The organism is Arthrobacter sp. 131MFCol6.1, from assembly GCF_000374925.1.
GTDB lineage: Bacteria > Actinomycetota > Actinomycetes > Actinomycetales > Micrococcaceae > Arthrobacter.
On sequence record NZ_KB895546.1, the window covers coordinates 60,493 to 81,585 of the forward strand.

A 21,093-nucleotide genomic window follows, 5' to 3' on the forward strand; every position below is an offset into this window, starting at 1 on the left:
CGCGCCGAGACCTGTCCTCTAAGCGGGACATGCCCAGCGTTGGTCCCCAGCACTGGACATACTGCCAATATGCCCATCCCTGGCCGCGCCGAGGGACATGTCCTGAGGGATCTAGGCCCTGCAATGGACATGTCCAGTGTTGGTCTACGCGGCGGGACATGTCCTGTGGGTTTTGGGGGCTACGAGGGACATGTCCAGCGGTGGGTGCACACACTGGGCATGTCCCGGGGAGGGCAGGAGGCTACTCCCCCAGCACTTCCAGGGCCTCAAGCCACTCGAGTTCGAGGGCTTCGCGTTCCCCGGCCAGTTCCTGGAGTTTCGCGTTGAGCCCGGCGAGCTCGTCGAATTTGCTGGCGTCCCCGGCACCGGCCGTCATCTGGGCGTGGATCTTGTCTTCCTGCTGCTTGAGTTTGCCCAGCTGGCGGTCGATCCGGTTCTTGGCCTTGCGGGCGTCGCGCTTTTCGGCCTCGGAAGGGCCGCTGGCGGCGGGCGCGGAACCCCCGCCGGCGGACGTGACGGGATTCCCGCCGCCGGTGATCGTGGAGCCGGCCAGGGCCCCTTCGCGCAGTTCGAGGTACTGGTCCACGCCGCGCGGCAGGGCGCGGATCTTGCCGTCGCCAAGGAGCGCCATCTGGTGGTCCGTGACGCGCTCCAGCAGGTACCGGTCGTGGCTGACCACAACGAGCGTGCCGGGCCAGCCGTCGAGCACATCTTCGACGGCGGCGAGGGTATCGGTGTCGAGGTCATTGGTCGGCTCGTCAAGCATCAGCACGTTCGGCTCCCCCACGAGCAGGCGCAGGAGCTGCAGCCGCCGGCGTTCGCCACCGGAGAGGTCCTTGACCGGGGTCCACTGCTTCTCGTTGGTGAAGCCAAGCTGCTCCACGAGCTGTCCGGCGGTGAATTCCTTGCCGCCGACGTTGAAGGAGCGCTTTTCCCGCTCGATCACTTCGATCACACGCAGGTCCGAGACGTCGTCGAGTTCCTTGACCTCCTGGGTCAGGACCGCGGTGACCACCGTCTTGCCGCGCTTGACCTTCCCGGAGGTGGGCTGGATCTCGCCGTTGAGGAGTTTGAGCAGGGTGGTCTTGCCGGCGCCGTTGACGCCCACGAGGCCCAGCCGCTCCCCGGGAGCGAGGCGCAGGGTGATGTTGTCGAAGAGCTTCTGCCCGGCCTCGCCGCCGATGAAGTCCAGTGAGACGTGCTCGAGGTCCAGGACGTCCTTGCCCAGCCGGGCGGTGGCCATCTTGCTCAGCGCCGTCGAGTCGCGCGGCTCGGGGACGTCCGCGATCAGGGCGTTGGCTGCCTCGATCCGGAACTTTGGCTTGGCGGTCCGGGCCGGGGCACCGCGCCGGAGCCAGGCGAGCTCCTTCTTCACCAGCTGCTGGCGCTTGCTTTCCATCACGGAAGCGGACCGGTCGCGCTCCGCCCGGGCCAGGACGTAGGCGGCATAGCCGCCGTCGAACGGGTCCATGATGCCGTCGTGGATTTCCCAGGTCTTGGTGCAGACTTCGTCGAGGAACCAGCGGTCGTGGGTAACCACGAGGAAGGCGCCCTGGTTGGCCCGCCAGCGGGTCTTCAGGTGCCGTGACAGCCACGCGACGCCTTCGACGTCGAGGTGGTTGGTCGGCTCGTCGAGCATGATGACGTCGTGGTCCTCGATCAGCAGCTTGGCCAGCGCCACACGCCGCTTCTGCCCGCCGGAGAGCGCATGGACGTTGGCGTGCCAGTCGACGTCGGACACCAGCCCGCCCATGACTTCGCGGATCTGGGGATTGCGGGCCCACTCATAGTCGGCCTGGTCCCCCACGATCGCGGCGCCGACGGTGAGGTCGCCGTCGAGCACGTCGCTCTGGTCCAGGTAGCCGATGTTGACCTCGCTGCGCTTGGTCACGCGGCCGGAGTCCGGGGTGGAGCGCATGGCCAGCAGCCGCATCAGGGTTGACTTGCCGTCGCCGTTGCGGCCCACCATGCCGATCCGGTCGCCCTCTTCAAGGCCGAGGGTAATGCCATCGAGAACGGTACGGGTTGCATACGAGACCGTGAGGTTCTCGCCGCCGAGCAGGTGTGCCACTGGGAACTGCTTTCTTAGGTGTATCGGTGAAGTGAAGCCGTGAAGTCATGAGATGCGGTGCGTCAAAAGCTCCTAAAGGAGCGTATCGGAGATGATGCGGGCCCCGTGCACCGGCCCGTGCACGGCCAAGGCGTCGAGGCTGTGGTGGCGGAGCTCTTCGGCGAGTCCGGCGGCCGCGGCGGGGCTGTGCGCGAGGAACGCGACAGTGGGCCCGGAGCCGGAGACGATGCCTGCGATCGCGCCGCAGGCCTCGCCGCGGCCCAGGGTCTCGCGCAGGCCCGGGGCCAGTTCGATCGAGGCGCGTTGGAGGTCGTTGACCAGGACGCGGCTCAGGGCGTCGGCGTCGCCGCTGCGCAGGGCGGTGAGCACGCCGGGGTCGACGGCGTCGGGTTCGTCCACCGCCACGCCCTCGGCCGCGCGCAGGCGGTCCAGGGTGCGGTAGACCTCCGGGGTGGGCAGGCCGAAGTCCGCGGTGACCAGGACCCAGTCCGTTTGGGCCTTGACCAGCGCCGGTGAGAGCTCATCGCCCAGGCCCAGTCCGACGGCGGTGCCGCCCAGCAGCGCGAAGGGGACATCGGCGCCGAGCTCGGCGGCCAGGTGGGCCAGCTCATCGCGGGAGAGCCCGCTGTTCCACAACGCGTCGCAAGCCAGCAGGGTGGCGGCGGCGTCGGCCGACCCGCCGCCCATGCCGCCAGCGACGGGCACCCGTTTGGTGATCTCCAAGTGGACACCGGTGGAGTGTTCCGAGACGTCGGCCATGATGGCTGCGGCCTTGTAGGCCAGGTTGCGGTGATCGAGCGGAATGTCCACCCCATCGAGGTCCACGGTGCTCGCATCGCTGATGCTGACGGTGATCTCGCCGGTATCGGTGCTGGTGGCGGCAATTTCTTCGTAGAGCGAGACAGCAAGGTAGACGCTGGCCACGGAGTGGTAGCCGTCCGGCCGCAGCGGTCCGACGTCCAGTGAGACGTTAACCTTGCCTGGAGCTTTCACCCGGACAGTCCTCGCGGCAAAGCGCCCTCTCACTGCGTTCATGGCTCCACGCTATGGCATCGCGGCCCGGGCTCCAAGCACGCACCGGCCCCCAGGGGAACGGAGGAGGAGCTCAGGAGTCCGGCTGCCCGTGGGCTTCGGCGATCCTGGCGAACGCCGCGATGTCGATCACTTCACCGCGTGCGGTGGGGTCCACGCCGGCGGCCCGCAGGCAGCGTTCGGCCTCGGCGGCACTGCCGGCCCAGCCGGCCAGCGCGGCCCGGAGCGTCTTGCGGCGCTGCGCGAAGGCGGCGTCAATCACGGCAAAGACCTGCTCCCTGGTGGCAGTCGTGACGGGCGGTTCCCGGCGCGTGAAGGCGACGAGCCCGGAATGGATCTTGGGCGCGGGCCAGAAGACGTTCATGCCGATCACGCCGGCCTTGCGCATGCTGCTGTACCAGGCGGCCTTGACTGATGGAACGCCGTAGGTCTTGGAGCCGGGCCCGGCCGCGAGCCGGTCGGCGACTTCATCCTGGACCATGACCAGACCGTGCTGCAGGCTCGGGAAGTGCTGCAGCAGGTGCAGCACCACCGGAACGGCCACGTTGTAGGGAAGGTTCGCCACGAGCGCGGTTGGCTCGACGGGAAGCTCGGTGACCCGCATGGCGTCGGCCAGGACAAGGTGGAAATTCCCGACGGCGTTCGGCCGCCACGTGCCCACAGTGGCCGGCAGCCGCCCGGCGAGGACCGGATCGATTTCGACGGCGACCACGCTGCGGGCGGCGTCCAGCAGGCCAAGGGTCAGGGACCCGAGCCCGGGGCCGACTTCCAGGACGGTCTCATCGGCCCGGATGTCGGCGGTGTTCACGATCCGCCGGATGGTGTTGCCGTCGATGACAAAGTTCTGGCCGAGGGTCTTCGTGGGCCGCACGCCGATTTCCTCTGCCAGCCGGCGGATATCGGAGGCACCCATCAGCGGTGCGGGCGCCGCTCCGGGCAGGCTTTCGGGGGCGGAGGGGCTCGGTTCAGTCACCTAGGTATCCTATCCCGGCGCCGGTACGCCGCAGGCCGGGTCCGGAGGGAATCCGGACCCGGCCTGTGCTCTCCCCTGCTGTGGTCGGCAGCCGCGGGAGTCGGGCGGTTCAGCGGCGGGCGGTCAGCCGCCGGCTTGGCCTGCTAGCTGGAGGCGGCCCAGCCGCAACCCCAGGGCTGCAGGCCTCGCTGGGCGTAGACGCGGTTGGCGATGTCGATCTGCTGGGCCTTGGTGGCCGCCGCGGCGTTCGGGGCGTAGGCGCCGCCGCCGGAGCCGAGCCAGGTCCTGACGTCGAACTGCAGGCCGCCGTAGTAGCCGTTGCCGGAGTTGATGGACCAGTTGCCGCCGGATTCGCACTGGGCGATCTTGTCCCACATGCCCTGGTTCATCATGGCGGGGGCGGATGCGCCGGTGTTGGCGGCGGGCTTGGGCTTTTCCTTGGTGCCGACAGTCACCTTTTCGGTGACCGGCTGGGCGGTGACGGTCTCGGACACCAGGGTCCGGGAGGCTTCGCGGCCGTCCACGAGGACCAGCTTGAAGTTCTTGCTGGTGGTGCCGGCGACGCCGGCCTGGGTGACCTTCTTCTCCCCCTTGAACATGTCGGCGCTCTCGGTGGTGAGCGTTTCGAAGGCGACCGGCTCGGTGGTCTTGGCGGTCTTGCTGACGTCGACGCGGGAGACCTTGATCACCATGTCGTTGACCACGGGGGCGTTCCCGGGCTGGGAGACGCGATCGCTGGCCCCGAGCTTAAGTCCGGCATCCTCGAGCACCTTGGCCACTGTGGCCGCCGTCGTGGTGGTCGCCGCTGCCTTGCCGTCCGCAACGAGGCTTACCTTTTTCGGCGTCGAGATGGCGACGAAGGAGCCGGAGACGGCGAGCTGGGCGTCCTTCGGCACGGAGACCTGCGAGGCGCTGGCCACGCCGAGTTCGGTCACGAGCCCTTCGACGGTGGGCGAGGTGGTGGAGATGGTCCGTTCGGCGCCGTCCAGGCTGACCTTGACGGCCTTGGCGAGGTTGACGTTGATGACTGACCCGTCCTGCACATGGGCGTCCGCCGAAGGCGACACCCTGTCAGATGGCTGCAGTTCAACCTTGGCACTCTTGACGACTTCCCCGACGGTTCCGCCGAAGGTCTGGACGGAGCTGACTTTGCCATCCACGTTGAGTGTGATCGTCTTGTTATTGCCGACGAAGGCCACGAGACCCAGCACCAGTGCCACCAGCACCACGAGCTGCGTGCCAACCTTGACGAAGCTGAACTTGCCGTCCGATGTGAAGAACTTGACCACAATTGCCCGAATCTCTTGGACCTTCCGGGCACGGGGAAAAGTGCACGTGGCCATCCTCCGCGAGCGCGCCAACGGCGGCTCCAGACTGCGTCCGGAGCGTCACGGAACATGCGTGCACTGCCTCACCCAAAACGAGAGCGCGCATGTGGTTTGTTTGCCACAATGCACGCCCTGCTGGAGTGAAATTATCCGTAGGCCTTCCCCGACCCCGGCTAATAGTTGACCACTGTAATCTAAGCGTTATAAAGGAACCAAGAAATCGTGCATACCCGGTATCCATGCCGGGGGGCTGGATGAGGGCGGTTTCAGTCCCAGGATCCGTACGCCCGCACCGTATTTGCGGCGATCTGCGCGCACAGCCCGGACAGCTCCGCCCCAGTCACATGGGCCATGGCCCGCACCGTATACGGCACCATGTAGCTCGCGTTCGGGCGGCCGCGATGCGGGTGCGGGGTGAGGAAGGGCGCGTCGGTCTCGACCAGGATCCGGCTCGGCTCCGCGATGGCCAGCGCTGCCCGCAGATCCGTCGCGCTCTTGAATGTCACGGTTCCGGCAAAAGACATGTACCAGCCCTCCGCGTTGCAGGTCCGGGCGAGCGCCTCGCCGCCGGAGAAACAGTGGAAGACCACCCGCTCCGGGGCCCCCTCTTCGCGCAGGACCTGGACGACGTCGTCATGGGCGTCGCGGTCGTGGATTTGCAGCGTCAGTCCGAGCCGTTTGGCGATGTCGATATGGCGGCGGAACGAATAGCGCTGGTGGGCCAGCCCCTCCCCCTCGGTCCGGAAGAAGTCGAGGCCGGTCTCCCCGATTGCCCGGATCCTCGGATGGGCGGCGAGCGCCTCAATCTCGGCCAGGGCCTCCTCCAGGCCGCCGCGCCGGGCGTAGCCGGGGGCATCGTTGGGGTGGAGGGCAACAGCGCCCAGGAGCCGCGAATCGAGGTCGACCGCATTGACCGTAAAGCGGGACGATTCGAGGTCGCAGCCCACCTGGACCGCACCTTGGACGCCCACCGCGGCGGCGGCGTCGAGGGCGTCCTTGACGCCCACCTCGAGTTCCGCGTCGGGAAAGTCCAGATGCGTGTGGTTATCCATGACCGGCACGGGGAGCGGTTCCGGTGCGGGCGGATACCCGCTGCGTCCGGTACCGTCGTTGCCAGGGGACCGGAACGGAACGGGGGTGAGGGGATTGAGCATCCATCCACCCTAACCGGAGGCCAGATTTCCCCGGAACTCTCTGTCAGGGCCGGCAGTTGTGTTAGTAGTCTGTTAATACTCTGTAATTTCCCCGTTAGGAAACAGGTGAACGCCACTGCGGGGCCCGGCCGCCGCGGGCGGCCAGATCCGGGACCCACCAGGGCTGAAAGGCTGCCGATGGACTACCACCGCACTTCCGTAGACGACATCCTCCCCCAAGGACAGAGCCTCCCGGGCCGCGCCTCCATGGACCCAAACCCAGCCGGACAGCGGCCCCCGCGGCATGAACTGCCGGCCATGGACGCCGACGCCTTCCACTCAGCCAGCACCCGGATCCTTACGGCGATCAATACGGTCATCGACGGCAAGGCCGAAGCAGCAAAACTGGCGCTCACCGTCCTCCTCGCCCAAGGCCATCTGCTCCTGGAAGACGTCCCGGGGGTGGGCAAGACGCTCCTGGCCAAGACGCTGGGCCGCACCATCGACTGTTCCGTCAGCCGGATCCAGTTCACCCCGGACCTGCTCCCGTCCGACGTCACGGGCGTGTCCATCTACAACCAGGCGACCCGGACCTTCGAGTTCCGGCACGGCGCGGTGTTCGCCAACATCGTCATCGGGGACGAAATCAACCGCGCCTCGGCCAAGACCCAGTCGGCCCTGCTGGAGTGCATGGAGGAGCACCAGGTCACGGTGGACGGCACGTCCTACCGGTTGGACGAGCCCTTCATGGTGGTGGCGACGCAGAACCCCATTGAAATGGAGGGCACGTACCCGCTGCCGGAAGCGCAGCGGGACCGCTTCATGGCCCGGATTTCCATGGGCTACCCGGACCGCGAGTCCGAGATGGAGATGCTCGAAACCCACCAGGCCTCCTCTCCGCTGGCCCGCGTGACGGCAGTGGTCACCGCGGCGGAAGTGGCCGCCATGATTGCCACGGTGCAGCAGGTGTACGTGTCCCGGTCCATCAAGGAGTACACGGTGGCCGTGGGCCGGGCCACGCGGGAAAGCGGATATCTCCGGCTCGGCGCCAGTCCGCGGTCCATGCTGCAGCTCCTGCGTGCGGCGAAGGCCACCGCAGCGCTGGAGGGCCGGGACTTCGTGCTGCCGGACGACGTCGTCAGCGTCGCCGAAGCGGTGCTCGCCCACCGGATCATCCTCGACCGCAAGGCGGCCAGCGCGGGTGAGACGCCGCAAAGCGTCATCCGGGCCATTATCGCCAAGATTCCCGTCACCCCGGACGTGACGGCCTCACCCAACGGAACCGGCCGCCCGGCCCGGAAGGCCTCGGCCATGGCCGCCGCGCCGTCGCCCAAACTGCCCAATCCGCGCTAGGGAGTGGATCCGCCGTGGCGTTGAGGGATCGGTTTCCCGGGCACTTCTTCAGCAGCCGCGGCTGGGGCCTGCTGGGCGCGGGTGCAGTGTCGCTGCTGGCCGCGCAGATCATGGGGCGCCGGGACCTGCTGGCACTGGCCGTCCTGCTGCTGGTGCTGCCGGTGCTGGCCCTGGCCGGAACCCGGGTCCTGAAGCCAAGGTTCCGGGTCTACCGCGAATTCAGCCCGTCGCCGGTTGAAACGTCCGCGCGTGCCACGGTGCGGCTGGCCGTCGCACGGACCGGGGCCGGTGCAGGCCACGCGGTCATGGAGGAACACCTGCCGGCCCGGTTCGGCGAATCGCCCGTCTTCCGGTTCCCGGCCCGTGCGGCCGCCGGCGGCACCAGCCGCTATGAGTACCACCTCCGCTCGGCCAGGCGCGGCCAGTTCCTGATCGGGCCCGTCACGGCGGAATTCAGCGATCCCTTCGGGCTCTCCTTCCACCGCCACGCGATTGACGACGGCGACCTCCTCACCGTGACGCCCGCCGCCATCGAGCTCCCGGCGACGGGGCTGGCCGGTGCCCGCGGACACGACGGTGTCACACCCACGCGGGCCCGGGCCAACCCCAGCGACGACGACGTCATGACCCGCGAATACCGCCACGGGGATCCGCTGCGCCGGGTGCACTGGGCCGCGACCGCCCGCCACGGGTCCCTCATGGTGCGGCAGGAGGAATCCGTCACCACCCCCGAGGCGACCATCATCCTGGACCAGCGGCTCTCGGCCTACCCCCACGGCGTGTTCGGCCACAGTCCCCATTCCTCGGGCGGCCACCCGGGGAGCGGGGAGGGGGACGGCCATGACCTGCTGACCTCTGATGCCTTCGAATGGGCTGTCACGGCGGCGATGTCGATCGGGGCGCACCTCGCGGAACGCAACTACTCGCTGCGGTTCCTGGACACCGCCGGTGCGCCCGCCTTCCGGAATTCGCCGTCCGCTCCCGACCCGGAAGCCGAGGAATACACCGGAACGGCCGGGCTGCAGTCCATCGCCGAAAGCCTGGCCGCCATCGAGCTTTCCGGCCCGCTCCACACCCACCCGCACCGTGACCGCACGGCGCCCCGCCCCCAGGCCCGCCCGCAGGAGGCCGCGGCGGGAACCAATACCGGATCCTCCGCGCCGCGCGGATTCCGTTCCGGGGCCGCGGCTGGCACCGGGAATGCCCCGCAGGCCTTCGACGACACCCTGATGGACAAACTCTCCGCCCACCGGCTGCGGGGACCGGTCCTGGCAGTCCTGGGCGGCCTGACCCCGGCCGAGGCCCGGGCGCTGTCCCCGGCCGCCGGGTTCGGCGCGAACGCCTTCGCGCTGCTGGTCACGGACCATGCACCGGATTCCGGCGAAATGCCCGAGGTGCTGGAGGCGCTGCGGCGGGGCGGATGGCGGGCCCTGGCGGTATCCGCCCAGAGCTCGCTGCCTGACGCCTGGGCGGCCTTCGACCGGGCAGATACGGCGATGTCCGCCGCGGCTGACGTCCGCCGCGGCGTGGGAGGCCGGCCATGACGCTCGCCCCGCAGCGCAGCCACGGATCCGGCACAGGCACGGCCGGCACGGAAGAACCGACAGTCCTGCCCTCCGGCGCAGCGTCCCGGCCGGACACACGCGGCGCCCAGCCCTGGGTGATGGCGGCCGCCGTCGCGGTGGCCGTCGCGGGCGCGGCCCTCGGATTCAACGGCGTTCTGCGTGGGTGGGCCTGGTACTCCCCGGTATTCAGTACGGTCCTCTCCGTTGCGTTCTCCCTCGCGGTGCTCCGGTCCCTGCGTGCCCGGCCCTGGCTGGTGACTGCCGGCGGCCTGTTGACGCTGATCGTGGCCGTGACCTTCATTTTCTTCCGGCAGCACAGCATTGCGGGGTTCATCCCGTCCCCGGAGACCATGAACTACCTGGGGAAGTTCCTCCGGCGGGCCAGCGAGACGGTCCTGGCCGAGAGCACCCCGGTGGCCCCCAACGCCGGAATCGTCATGCTGATCTGCGCGGTCCTCGGGCTGCTGGTGATCCTGATCGATGCCCTGGCGTTCCCGCTGGCGCTGCCGGCCACGAGCGGGATGGGGATCCTGGCAATCCTCGTGGTGCCGGCCATGGTCAAGCCACAAAGCGTGGGGGTGCTGGGGTTCGTGGGCGCCGCCGTCGGGTACCTGTTGATCCTCGGGTGCAGCCATTGGTACACGCCGGATACCCGCACCCTGGCCGACACCGCCCGCAACCCCGGCCAGCTTCGGCGCGGCGCGGTCACTGCCGTCGCGGCGCTGACCCTCACGCTGGTGCTGCAGCTGGTCATCCCGGGTTTCGATCAGGGCACCTTCCCGCAGGGCTCGCGGCTGAACCCGTTCGGCGGCGCCACCGGCCTGAATCCGATGATCAGCCTGGGCACCAGCCTGCGCAGCCCTTCCGGCGAGGGCCGGATCACCTTCGCCACGAACGCGCCGACGACACCGTACCTGCGCTCGGTGACGGTGGACAACTTTGACGGCGATTCCTGGTCACCCGATGACCGGGAGTCAAGCCGGCAACCGGGAACCGGCAGGATCGAGGCCGGGCATGAGGCCGCCCCGGCCGAGATCCGCGTGCTTACGGCCGTCAACACCGGCCAGTACACGAGCCCCTACCTGCCGGCACCGTATGCGCCGGAAGCTGTCAACGGCCTCTCGGGTCGCTGGAGCTGGGATCCTGCCACGCTGAGCATCAAGGGGGTGGACACAAATTCCCGCGACCAGCAGTACGTGGTCTCGTCCGTGACTCCCCAGCTCACGGCAGCACTGCTGGCGGGGGCTTCCGGGCCGGTGCGCGGTGTCCCCGAGCAGTTCCTCCGGGAACCGTCGAATGTTCCGGAGGTTGTGCGCAGCACGGCCAACACGGTGACGGCGGGTGCCAACTCGCCGTATGCGCGGGCCATGGCCATCCAGAGGTACCTGCGCTCCACCGAGTTCAGCTACTCCCTGCAGTCCCCTGTGCAGGGCGGCTACGACGGCAACGGCCTGTCCGTGCTGGCGGACTTCCTTATCCAGAAGAGCGGCTACTGCATTCACTTCGCCTCCGCCATGGCCGTGATGGCCAGGCTGGAGGGCATTCCGAGCAGGATCGCCGTGGGCTACGCGCCGGGGCGCCCCACCGGGGCCACAGTGGCGGTCTCGGGCCAGGGTCCGCTTCCGGAATTCGAGGTCGATGCCCGGGACGCCCACGCCTGGCCGGAACTCTACTTCCAGGGCATCGGCTGGGTCGCGTTTGAGCCGACTCCGTCCCGCGGCGTCGTTCCGGCGTACGCCACGGATGCCTCCGCGCCCAGTGGTGCCAGCACCAATGATCGCAACGACGCCCTGACCCCCGGGGACGGGTCCACCCAGGCACCGTTCCCCATCCCCGTCCCGGTCCCAGTGCCGGGAGCGGGCACGGCGGCGCCCGGCGGGGCGCAGGCGGCACAGGTGCTGTACGGCGTTGCCGCGGTGCTGCTGCTGGCGCTGCTGGTGGCCTCCCCGCGGCTGGTGCGCAGCGGCGTGCGGCGGCGCAGGCTGAGGACGGCGGACCGCGGCTATCCCGGCGCCACGGGCGGGACGGCCCTGCCGGCCTGGGCGGAACTGCGGGATCTGGCCACGGACTACGGAATGGCGCCCGGAGCGAGCGAGACGCCGCGGCATTTCTCCGAGCGGTTGCGCGCCTCGGAGGCCATGGCGGAACCCGGCGTTGCGGACGGGCCCGGCCAGCGGGCCGCGGCCGCCCTGACCGAGGACTTTGAACGTGAGCAGTACGGCCGCCCGGGCGGCGCCGCCGGTCCGGCGCGGAACGCAGGCTCCGCAGGCTCCGCAGGCTCCGACGATCTTGTCGACTCCGCCGCGGCCAGGGTCGCCCTGGTGCAGGCCTCGCTGCGAGCCAACGCGGGATTCCTGGTCCGGCTGCGCGCGGCCTGGCTGCCGCCGTCGGTCATGTCCGGCTGGCGACGGTCCCTGCAGCTGCCCCGCGGGATCCTCTCCCGGACAGCACAACGCACCCGGCGGGGGTTTGCGGGATCCTGGGGGAAGATCCGCAACTCCGTCCGCCGGGTGCGCCGCCGCTAGCGTGTGTGGCTAGCCGGCGTAGGGGTCGGCGATGCCGATGTACTGGGTGTAGAGGTATTCCTCGATGCCCTCGAGGCCGCCTTCGCGGCCCAGGCCGGACTGCTTGACGCCGCCGAACGGGGCAGCGGCGTTGGAGACCACGCCGGCGTTCAGGCCCAGCATGCCGGTCTCGAGCCGTTCGCCCATCCGGATGCCCCGGTTCAGGTCCCGGGTGAAGACGTAGGCCACCAGCCCGTACTCGGTGTTGTTCGCGAGCCGGACGGCCTCGTCCTCGGTGTCGAAGGTGATGATCGGGGCGACGGGGCCGAAGATTTCCTCGGACAGGATCCGGCTGCCCTCGCTCACGCCGGTGAGGATCGTGGGCTTGTAGAAGTAGCCCGGGCCCTCGACGGCGGAGCCACCGGTCACGGCGACCGCGCCGGAGTTCACGGCGTCGGTGACGAGTTCGTGGACCTTGTCCCGGCTCTTGGCATCGATCAGCGGGCCGACCTTGGACTCGGCCTCGGTGCCCCGGGCCGTGGTCATGTCCGCCATCTTCGCGGCGAACTTCTCCGCGAACTCGGCCGCGACGGACTCGTGCACGATGAACCGGTTCGCCGCGGTGCAGGCCTCGCCCATGTTCCGCAGCTTCGCCAGCATGGCCCCCGCGACGGCGGCGTCGATGTCGGCGTCCCCGAAGACCACGAACGGGGCGTTCCCGCCGAGTTCCATCGAGGTCCGCAGTACCGTCTCTGACGCATCGGCCAGCAGCCGCCGGCCGACCTCGGTGGAACCGGTGAACGACAGCTTCCGCAGGCGCTGATCCTTGATCAGCGGACCCGTGGTGGCCCCGGCGGTGGAGGTCGGGATGACGTTCAGGACGCCGGCGGGCAGGCCGGCCTCCTGCATGACGGCGGCGAACAGCTGCGAGGTCAGCGGGGTCAGGTTGGCGGACTTGAGCACCATCGTGCAGCCGGCGGCGACCGCGGGGGCGATCTTGCGGGTGGCCATGGCCAGGGGGAAGTTCCACGGCGTGATCAGCAGGCACGGGCCCACCGGCTTCTTGGTCACCAGCAGCCGGGACTTGCCGTCCGGGGAGACCGAGTAGCGGCCGAACGCGCGGACGGCTTCCTCGGAGAACCAGCGCAGGAACTCGGCGCCGTAGGTGACCTCGCCGCGGGCCTCGGCCAGCGGCTTGCCCATCTCCAGGGTCATCAGGAGGGCGAAGTCTTCGGCCCGTTCGGTGACCAGTTCGAAGGCGCGGCGCAGGATCTCGCCGCGTTCGCGGGCCGGGACCTTGGCCCAGGACTCCTGCGCGGCGGCGGCGGCGTCCAGGGCCGCCTTGCCGTCCTCGGGACCTGCGTCGGCAATGCTGAGCAGGACCTTCCCGGTCGCGGGGTCCTCGACGTCGAAGGTCTTCCCGGACGCGGCCGGACGCCACTCGCCGTTGATCAGCAGGCCCGTCGGAACGGACGCCAGCAGGGCGCTCTCCCGCTCCGCGGAAACAATAGGCTGGGCAGTTACAGTCACAATGACTCCCTCGTCAGCAATTCGGTTCAACTAGTTTGGGCACAAGTCTTTTGAATTAGTTTTCGGTGTAGGCGCTCGTTCCCACAGGCAGGCACGGGCGTCTGGATTACTGCCACGGTACTGCCGCGCTCACTGGCAAGTCTATGCATCTGCGCACTACCCGATCCAGAATATGCTGTGCAGCTGCACAACCGATCTGCGGGAGCCCGGAGTCCGGTTCCAGTCGGCCGCTGAAGCCCGCCGACGCGCGGAAACCCGCCGCCCGGCACACGCCACCTGGATTAGCGCGCGACTCAGCGCGCGGCGAGGACCGCGGCATACAGTTCGCGCTTGCTGACCTTCGCGTCATCGGCCACTGCGGCGACGGCCTCCTTCAGCCGGATGCCCTGGGCTATCAGCCCGTTGACGGCAGCCACGTGGTCCTCGGGACGGCCGGGGTCGCGTTCCGGAGCGCCGCCCACCACCACGGCAATTTCGCCGCGCACGTCGCTGGACTCGGCCCATTCGAGCAGTTCGCGCAGGGTCCCGCGGATGACCTCTTCATAGGTCTTGGTGAGTTCACGGCAGACGGCGGCCCGGCGGTCCGCGCCAAAGCTTTCGCGGAGGGCCCTGAGCATGGGTTCCAGCCGGTGCGGCGCCTCGAAGAACACCATGGTGCGCCGCTCGGCGTCGAGATCTGATAGCCGCGAGGAGCGTTCCCCGGCCTTGCGCGGCAGGAAACCCTCGAAACAAAAGCGGTCCGTGGGCAGGCCCGACAGGGCCAGGGCGGTCAGCACGGCGGAGGGTCCCGGCGCCGCGGTGACGGTGAGGCCGGCCGCCACGGCGCCTTCGACCAGCCGGAACCCCGGATCAGAGACGGAGGGCATGCCGGCGTCGGTTACCATCACGAGGGTCTTTCCGGACCGGACCTGGGCCAGCAGGTCAGCCGTCTTGGCTGCCTCATTGTGCTCGTGATAGCTGATGATCCGGCCGGCCACGGTGACGCCGAGGCTCTGCACGAGGCGGTGCAGCCGCCGGGTGTCCTCCGCGGCGACGATGTCCGCCGTCGCGAGCAACTCCACGAGCCGCGCCGAGGCATCGCCGGTATTCCCGATCGGCGTCGCCGCGAGGACGATCCTGCCTGGGCCGCCGGGGGCGGGAACGGCGGCGACGGCATCGCCGTCGAGGGGAGGATCGAAGGTAGGAAGGGGGGAGGTGCTGGGTTCGTGGTCCACAGGACCAGCCTACTGCCGCCGGGGCGGGGCCCTGCGAGCACAGCTGCGAAAGGTAGCATGGGCAACGTGACCCAGACCCCCACGCGGCAGCCCGAGACCGGCCCTGATGCATCGCCGGCTTCAGGCCCTGGCCGTCCCAACGGCCGGGCCGGCGGCCAGGACCGGAGCCGCGTCAGCGCCGGCCGCAACCTTGAAGGGCACCGCTGGATCGGCCGCCCCGCCGAGTCCAACACCCCGGAGGCCCTCAGGGAACGCCTGATCGGCGGCCTCCAGAGCTGGCGGGACTACCCGGCGTCGCTTCGGCTCTGGTACTGGCTCATTCCCGTCCTGACCGCCGCGCTGGGCGGCGTGCTGCGGTTCGTCCGGCTGGACACGCCGCGCAACCTGGTCTTTGACGAAACGTACTACGTCAAAGACGCGTACTCATTCCTGGTCAGCGGGTACGAGCGCAGCTGGCCGGACCGGGCGAACGACTCCTTCATCGCCGGCAACCCCGGCATGCTGCTGAACACGCCCGAGTACGTGGTCCACCCGCCGGTCGGAAAGTGGATGATCGCCGCGGGCATGTGGCTGTTCGGGGCGGACAACCCCTTCGGCTGGCGGTTCGGTGCGGCCCTGACGGGGACGCTGTCCATCCTCCTGCTGGCCCTGATCGCGCAAAAGCTCTTCCGCTCGCTCACCCTGGGTGCTGCGGCCGGCGTCCTGCTCGCCGTGGACGGCCACCACCTGGTCATGTCCCGGACCTCGCTGCTGGACATCTTCCTCATGTTCTGGATCCTCGCCGCGTTCGGGGCCCTGCTGATGGACCGCGACGCCGGCCGGAGGCGGCTGGCAGCCCGGCTCGGCCGGCAGGCCGCGGCCTCCGCCACGGGGCGGCCCTCGGCGCTGCAGCTCACCTCCGGGCCCTGGCTCGGCATCCGGTGGTGGCGCCTCGCGGCGGGCGTCTGCCTGGGCCTGGCGGTCGGCACGAAATGGTCCGCCCTGTTCTTTCTGGCCGGGTTCGGCCTGCTGACCGTCTTCTGGGACCTCAGTGCACGGCGCATAGCCGGAGTGCACGCCTGGATCAGCGGCGGCATCCTCAAGGACGGCGTCCCTGCCTTCCTCAGCATCGTTCCGGTGGCCGCCCTGGTCTACGGCGCCACGTGGACCGGCTGGTTCCGTTCCACGGACGCCTACTTCAGGCACTGGGCCGAGACCAACCCCTCGGCCGAGTGGGGCTGGCTGCCGAACGCCGGCCGGTCCCTGGCGCATTACCACCTGGAGGCCTACAAGTTCCACCAGGGCCTCAGTGCCGACCACCCCTACGAGGCCAGCGCCTGGAGCTGGCTGGTCATGGGCCGGCCCACGTCCTTCTTCTACGAATCCCCCGGGCAGGGCACGCCGGGGTGCGAACTGACGAACTGCACCACCGCCATCCTCTCCGTCGGCAACCCGCTGATCTGGTGGAGCGCTGCCGTGAGCCTGGGTGTCCTGCTGTTCTGGTGGGCGGGGCGCCGCGATTGGCGCGCCGGCGCCGTCCTGGCCGGAGTGGCCGCAGGGTATCTCCCCTGGTTCCTGTACCCGGAGCGCACCACCTTCTTCTTCTACGCCGTGTCCTTTGAACCGTTCCTGGTGCTGGCGCTCGTCTATTGCCTGGGGCTGGTGCTCGGCCAGCGCGGCGACCCCCTCTGGCGCCGGCGGTCCGGGTTCTACCTGGTGGCGCTGTTCGTGGTGGCGGCCGTGCTGGTGTCCGCGTTCTTCTACCCGGTCTGGACGGCCGAGGTGATCCCGTACCAGGACTGGCGCATCCGGATGTGGATGCCGTCCTGGATCTAGGGCAGGATTGCAGGGGAATGTCCGCCGAACTCCGGGCGGACCAGGAAATGGAGACTCGGCTGTGAGAGAAGCAAGCACCGGACTGCTCGTGGAGCTGGACCCGGAGAGCAACGTGACCGACCTGCTCCTGGAGCAGCACGCGAAGGATCCCGTGCACGCCCTCTACTCCCGCAAGGGCCCCGGCGGCTGGACCGACGTCTCCGTCCAACACTTCATGGAGCAGGTCACTGCCCTGGCCAAGGGCCTGATCGCCGGCGGACTCACGCCGGGCGAAACCGTCGCGGTCATGTCCGCCACCCGATACGAATGGACGGTGGTGGACTTTGCCATCTGGTTCGCCGGCGGTGTCACCGTCCCGATCTACGAGACCTCCTCCGCGGCCCAGGTCGAGTGGATTCTCCATGATTCGGGGGCCCGGCGGGTGTTCGTCGAGGACCACGCCAGGGCCGCCCTCGTCCAGGGCGTCCTGGACGCCTCCACCGTCCTCGGCGACCGGCTTGTCGCCGTCGTGCGGATGGAGCACGACGGCGCCGCACCGAACCTGGCGAGCCTGGCCGCGGCCGGCGCCGGGGTGACCGACGCCGAGCTGGAACGCCACCGCACCGCCGCCTCCCTGGCGGATGTTGCGTCGCTGGTCTACACCTCCGGCACCACCGGCAAGCCCAAGGGCTGCGAGATCACCCACGCCAACTTTGCCCTGGTGGCCAAGAACATCGTCCTGTTCCTGCCCGAACTCCTCATGCAGCCGCGTTCCCGGACGCTGATGTTCCTGCCCCTGGCGCACGTCCTGGCCCGGGCGGTGCAGGTGGTCTGCCTGAGCGCCGGATCCACCCTCGGCCACACCGCCAGCGCCAAGGAGCTGCTGGAAGACCTGGCCAGCTTCAAACCGACCTTCCTGCTGGTGGTCCCGCGGATCTTCGAAAAGGTCTACGCCGGAGCCGAGCAGAAGGCTGCCGCCGCCGGCAAGGACCGGGTATTCACGGCCGCAGCGGCGGCCGCGATCGACTACTCCAAGGCCCTCGACGCCGCCGCCCGGGGCAACGGCACGGGCCCAGGGCTGCTCCTGCGTGCCCGGCACGCAGTCTTCGACCGGCTCCTGTACCCCAGGCTCCGGCAGGCCTTCGGCGGCCAGCTGCGGTACACGGTCTCCGGCGCCAGCCCGCTGAGCTCCAACGACGCCCATTTTTTCCGCGGCGCGGGCATCCCCGTCCTGGAAGGCTACGGCCTGACCGAAACCACGGCGCCCTGCACGGCCAACACCCCGGCACGGACCAAGGTGGGCACAGTCGGCATCCCGGTGCCGGGCACCACGGTCCGGGTGGCCGACGACGGCGAGATCCTGGTCAAGGGCATCGGAGTCTTCAAGGGCTACCACGCCAACGAGGCCGCCAACGCTGAGGCGTTCGTGGACGGTTTCTTCCGGACCGGCGACCTCGGCTCCCTCGACGAGGACGGATTCCTGACCATCACGGGCCGGAAGAAGGACCTGCTGGTCACGGCCGGCGGCAAGAATGTCGCCCCGGGCCCGCTGGAGGAGAAGATCCGGGAGCACCAGCTGGTCGGCCAGGCCGTGGTGGTTGGCGACGGCCGGCCCTTCGTCTCGGCACTGGTCAACCTGGACCCGGAAGGACTGCGCAACTGGTGCACGGCCCGGAAGGTGCCCGTCATGGCGCCGGCCGAAGCCGCCGCAGACCAGACGGTCCGGGCCGCAATCCAGGAAGCCATCGATGCGGCGAACCTCACGGTCTCCAAGGCCGAGTCCATCCGCAGCTTCGTCATCCTGGACGCCGACTTCACCGTGGAATCAGGGCACCTGACCCCCTCGCTCAAACTCAAGCGGGCCGCCGTCGTGCGGGACTACGAACAGCACATCAACCGCATCTACGGCTGACCAGGCAACTGGCCCGTCGTCAGACGGTGTGCCGGGTACGTGCCCCGCCTTCTGCGTCGCTGCCGGCCGTGCCGTCCGCGGCGGGCGCAGCCTCGGCGGTGGCCTCAGTGCCGGCGCCTGCATCAGGGTCCGTGCCCTTGGCCGTGCCGGCAGCCTTCTTGCCAAGGCCGCGGCGCCGGCGCGTGGGCCAGGTCAGGACAAGGGTGACCAGGGACGCAAGCAGCACGAGGCTCCCGATCGCAATCCCGGCGTCCATCCAGAACTGGCCCGGGAAAAGCCGGATCAGGGTGTCCTGAAGCGTAAAGGTCCAGGTCCCGTTGGCGAAGAAAATACGGTGGAAATCGGTGAAGAACTGCTCCCAGCCGAGCACGGCGAGGGTCCCGAGGCCGATGATGAGCGCAAGGGTGACGAGCGAGCCGGCGAACAGGCTGCGGCGGACTCCCCCGCTGTGGCGCCGCTTGAGGTAGATCACGGCAGCCAGGCCCAGCAGGATCAGCAGGGTCCCGGCGCCGAAAGTGGACAGGATCACGGCCTTGACGTCGGCCATGTGGCTGACTTCGCCGTCCTTGAACAGCCGCTCCCCGCTTTGGTCCACAAGGTCGCCGAGGTAGCGGGGGCCCGACCAGTTGCTGAGGTAGTCCACCGCGTAGGAACCGTAGGTCATGCGGTCATCGGTGCTGAAGCCGTAGCCGTCACCGGGGAAACCCGGACGGTTGTATTCCACCCAGAGGAACAGCGGGCTGGTCACGGCGCGGACGGCGAGCACCAGCAGGATGACCGGGTAGAACACGGCGAGCAGCACCTGAAGCACCCGAGGGAGGACGGGCTTGGCCTTGGCCGCCTGCTCGCGTTCGGCAGTCCGGCGTTCGGCGTTGCGTCGTTCGACTTCGTCCTCGGCGGCGGAGTCCGGACGTGCGCCGGCTGAGGCACCAGCTCCTGCCCCGCGCTCGTCGTCATCCGGGAGGGAATCCGAGGGGACAGCATCCGGCTGGGCAGCATTCGTCTGGCCTGTGGCGGCGGCCTCGGCCGCCTTGCGGTCGGCACGGCTCTCCGGCTGGCTGGCGGTGGTCGCGTCCGACGGCGCTGCCGTGCCCGCTGCTGCCGTGCCGGCTGCTGGTCCCGCTGCTGCGGCTGAACCTGCCGGACTGCCGGCCGTGGGCTTGCCGGCGGAGGCCGGCTTCATCCAGTCGAACGCCGGCTCGTCGGTGTCGTCCGACGGGTCCAGGTGCGGATCCGGACGGTCGGGAGGGGTGGGACTCTTGTCAGTCACGTGGAGCTTCGCTTCCGTAGGCTTCTGCGCTGCCCGGCCTGCGCCCGGCTGCGCAACTTATCTGGCTCTGAGCCTACCGTCAGAGGATTGGGCTCAGCGAGGTGCCACCCCGTCAGTTGGCGTATTGGGCCCAAGGGATGTTCCAGTCCCCGAAACCGTCATCGAAGTTGGCGTACTCCCCCTCGGTGTTCACCACCTGGACGACGTCGCCGGTGGTCATATTGTCAAAGACCCACTTCGCGCCGTCCGGACCCAGGCCGATGCAGCCGTGGGAGAGGTTCAACTTGCCGATGTAAGGCATCGCGGACTCCGTGGCCTGGTGGATGAATTCCCCGCTGGGCGTCAGGCGCGTGGCGTAGTTGACGTCAAGCTGTCCGTAGTAGGCCGGGTCCCCCGGTTTGAGCCCGATCGTGGAGGCATCCATGTGCTCCACACGGTGCTTCTCCATGAACACCAGGAAGCCCCGTGCCGACGGGAACCGGGTGTCGCCCATGGTCGCCGGCCAGCGCCCGGCCGGCTTGTCGTTGACGCTGACCGAGAACGTATGGGCCTTGGCGTCGGCAACGGCCACCTTCTTGTCGCCGATGTGGACCGTTACGGTCTTGTTGAAGTTGCCGACCTGCCCGTTGCCGAGCTCGACGCCGAACAGCTTCATATCCATGGTGATGGTGCTGTTCGCAGCCCAGAAGGCCTCCGGCCGGTACCTGACAGTGTTGTTGTTGAACCAGTGGAAATCACCCACCTGGCCGGACGTCGAGGTGATCTTGATGGCCTTTTCGACCGCGTCCCGGTTCAGGACCGGCTCGCTGAAGGTGATCTGCAGGGGCTGGGCCACACCCACCTTCATCCCGTCCAGGGGGTAAATGGCGGCGTCGGCCTCGTTGGCGGTCGAGACGGTGGTGAACGCGCGCGTGCTGTGGGTCTCGCGTCCCGCGTCGTCCACCACGGAGTAGGTGAAGTTGTACCGCGTGTTGAACGTCAGGTCGCCGGAAGACGTCCAGGCGGACCCGTCCGGACCCAAGGTGCCGTCGACGGTGTCGCCGCCGTCGCTCGTCAGGGCCACCCGGTCAATCCGGCCGTTCTTGACCTTGAGGGAAACCGGCGCCGCAGGGTTGACTTGCTTGGCGCCGTCGGCGGGCGTGACGGCCAGTTCCGCGGGCGCCACCACCGGGACGGCGAGTCCCGGCGTCGTCCGGGCCGGGGACCCGGCCTCGGAGGAAATCCCGGACTGGGCCAGCCCCGGAGCCGCCGCGGCGAAGGCTCCGCCGCCGGCTGCCAGGGCGCAGAGCACCCCCAGCAGGGCGATCTTTCGGCCGGTGCTCCAGGTCTTCAGGGCCATCACAGGACCCGGGCGTTTCCACACGTCATCTTGCCAGCATAAGCGAATTACCTTGGAACCCCGGCCCGATTCGAC

Annotated in this window: 14 protein-coding genes; 5 read left to right on the forward strand and 9 right to left on the reverse strand. The window is 69.1% G+C overall.

Going from position 1 to position 21,093, the window contains the following annotated elements; all coding sequences use genetic code 11:
- Nucleotides 1-241 precede the first annotated feature (241 nt).
- The 5 genes from C566_RS0112390 to C566_RS0112410 all read right to left on the reverse strand — a co-directional run bounded on the left by C566_RS0112390 (nucleotide 242) and on the right by C566_RS0112410 (nucleotide 6,558).
- Nucleotides 242-2,071 carry an ABC-F family ATP-binding cassette domain-containing protein gene (locus C566_RS0112390; RefSeq protein ID WP_018774664.1) on the reverse strand — a complete coding sequence of 610 codons (1,830 nt, stop codon included), beginning with the start codon at nucleotides 2,069-2,071 and terminating at the stop codon, nucleotides 242-244.
- A gap of 72 nt (nucleotides 2,072-2,143) precedes the next feature.
- Complete coding sequence (locus C566_RS0112395) at nucleotides 2,144-3,106, reverse strand: 4-(cytidine 5'-diphospho)-2-C-methyl-D-erythritol kinase (RefSeq protein WP_026266642.1); 963 nt, start codon at nucleotides 3,104-3,106, stop codon at nucleotides 2,144-2,146.
- A gap of 70 nt (nucleotides 3,107-3,176) precedes the next feature.
- A complete protein-coding gene (gene rsmA, locus C566_RS0112400) occupies nucleotides 3,177-4,016 on the reverse strand; it encodes a 16S rRNA (adenine(1518)-N(6)/adenine(1519)-N(6))-dimethyltransferase RsmA (RefSeq protein WP_155846873.1) in 840 nt (279 codons plus the stop codon).
- A 203-nt stretch (nucleotides 4,017-4,219) separates the two neighbouring features.
- Nucleotides 4,220-5,365 (reverse strand): ubiquitin-like domain-containing protein, encoded by a 1,146-nt coding sequence (locus C566_RS0112405; protein WP_026266643.1) that lies wholly within the window; start codon nucleotides 5,363-5,365, stop codon nucleotides 4,220-4,222.
- A gap of 305 nt (nucleotides 5,366-5,670) precedes the next feature.
- Entirely contained in the window at nucleotides 5,671-6,558 is an 888-nt protein-coding gene (locus C566_RS0112410; protein WP_018774668.1) for a TatD family hydrolase, read from the reverse strand.
- A gap of 246 nt (nucleotides 6,559-6,804) precedes the next feature.
- Here C566_RS0112410 and C566_RS0112415 point away from each other — a divergent pair, with 246 nt between their 5' ends.
- Genes C566_RS0112415 through C566_RS0112425 form a run of 3 tightly spaced genes read left to right on the forward strand, consistent with a single transcriptional unit; the run spans nucleotide 6,805 to nucleotide 11,980 of the window.
- Nucleotides 6,805-7,890: an AAA family ATPase gene (locus C566_RS0112415; RefSeq protein WP_051082314.1), complete on the forward strand. Its 1,086-nt coding sequence runs from the start codon at nucleotides 6,805-6,807 to the stop codon at nucleotides 7,888-7,890.
- Nucleotides 7,891-7,904: 14 nt separating this feature from the next.
- On the forward strand, nucleotides 7,905-9,434 hold the full coding sequence (locus C566_RS0112420) for a DUF58 domain-containing protein (RefSeq protein ID WP_018774670.1): 1,530 nt from the start codon (nucleotides 7,905-7,907) through the stop codon (nucleotides 9,432-9,434).
- On the forward strand, nucleotides 9,431-11,980 hold the full coding sequence (locus C566_RS0112425) for a transglutaminase TgpA family protein (RefSeq protein WP_018774671.1): 2,550 nt from the start codon (nucleotides 9,431-9,433) through the stop codon (nucleotides 11,978-11,980). Before C566_RS0112420 ends, C566_RS0112425 begins: the two co-directional genes overlap by 4 nt.
- A 9-nt stretch (nucleotides 11,981-11,989) precedes the next feature.
- On the opposite strand, the gene C566_RS0112430 is transcribed toward C566_RS0112425, so the two are convergent.
- Both C566_RS0112430 and rsmI read right to left on the reverse strand, forming a co-directional pair.
- Entirely contained in the window at nucleotides 11,990-13,489 is a 1,500-nt protein-coding gene (locus C566_RS0112430) for an NAD-dependent succinate-semialdehyde dehydrogenase (RefSeq protein WP_018774672.1), read from the reverse strand.
- Nucleotides 13,490-13,782: 293 nt separating this feature from the next.
- Nucleotides 13,783-14,703 carry a 16S rRNA (cytidine(1402)-2'-O)-methyltransferase gene (gene rsmI / locus C566_RS0112435; protein ID WP_018774673.1) on the reverse strand — a complete coding sequence of 307 codons (921 nt, stop codon included), beginning with the start codon at nucleotides 14,701-14,703 and terminating at the stop codon, nucleotides 13,783-13,785.
- 57 nt (nucleotides 14,704-14,760) lie between these two features.
- On the opposite strand from rsmI, the gene C566_RS0112440 reads away from it, so the two are divergent.
- On the forward strand, nucleotides 14,761-16,518 hold the full coding sequence (locus C566_RS0112440; protein WP_018774674.1) for a dolichyl-phosphate-mannose--protein mannosyltransferase: 1,758 nt from the start codon (nucleotides 14,761-14,763) through the stop codon (nucleotides 16,516-16,518).
- A gap of 61 nt (nucleotides 16,519-16,579) precedes the next feature.
- On the forward strand, nucleotides 16,580-18,409 hold the full coding sequence (locus C566_RS0112445) for an AMP-dependent synthetase/ligase (protein WP_018774675.1): 1,830 nt from the start codon (nucleotides 16,580-16,582) through the stop codon (nucleotides 18,407-18,409).
- Between the two features lie 19 nt (nucleotides 18,410-18,428).
- Here the strand turns inward: C566_RS0112445 and C566_RS0112450 are convergent, their stop codons facing one another.
- Nucleotides 18,429-19,679 (reverse strand): TIGR01906 family membrane protein, encoded by a 1,251-nt coding sequence (locus tag C566_RS0112450; RefSeq protein ID WP_018774676.1) that lies wholly within the window; start codon nucleotides 19,677-19,679, stop codon nucleotides 18,429-18,431.
- Nucleotides 19,680-19,791: 112 nt separating this feature from the next.
- Nucleotides 19,792-21,018, reverse strand: coding sequence for a L,D-transpeptidase (locus tag C566_RS0112455; protein WP_018774677.1), 1,227 nt, complete (start codon nucleotides 21,016-21,018; stop codon nucleotides 19,792-19,794).
- Nucleotides 21,019-21,093 lie beyond the last annotated feature (75 nt).

Excerpts from the sequence above, each read along its gene's own strand:
- C566_RS0112395 (WP_026266642.1), bottom strand. The coding sequence starts at position 3,106 with ATGAACGCAGTGAGAGGGCGCTTTGCCGCGAGGACTGTCCGGGTGAAA.
- rsmA (WP_155846873.1), bottom strand. The coding sequence starts at position 4,016 with ATGGGTGCCTCCGATATCCGCCGGCTGGCAGAGGAAATCGGCGTGCGG.
- C566_RS0112410 (WP_018774668.1), bottom strand. The coding sequence starts at position 6,558 with ATGCTCAATCCCCTCACCCCCGTTCCGTTCCGGTCCCCTGGCAACGAC.
- C566_RS0112415 (WP_051082314.1), top strand. The coding sequence starts at position 6,805 with ATGGACCCAAACCCAGCCGGACAGCGGCCCCCGCGGCATGAACTGCCG.
- C566_RS0112425 (WP_018774671.1), top strand. The coding sequence starts at position 9,431 with ATGACGCTCGCCCCGCAGCGCAGCCACGGATCCGGCACAGGCACGGCC.
- C566_RS0112440 (WP_018774674.1), top strand. The coding sequence starts at position 14,761 with ATGGGCAACGTGACCCAGACCCCCACGCGGCAGCCCGAGACCGGCCCT.
- C566_RS0112455 (WP_018774677.1), bottom strand. The coding sequence starts at position 21,018 with ATGGCCCTGAAGACCTGGAGCACCGGCCGAAAGATCGCCCTGCTGGGG.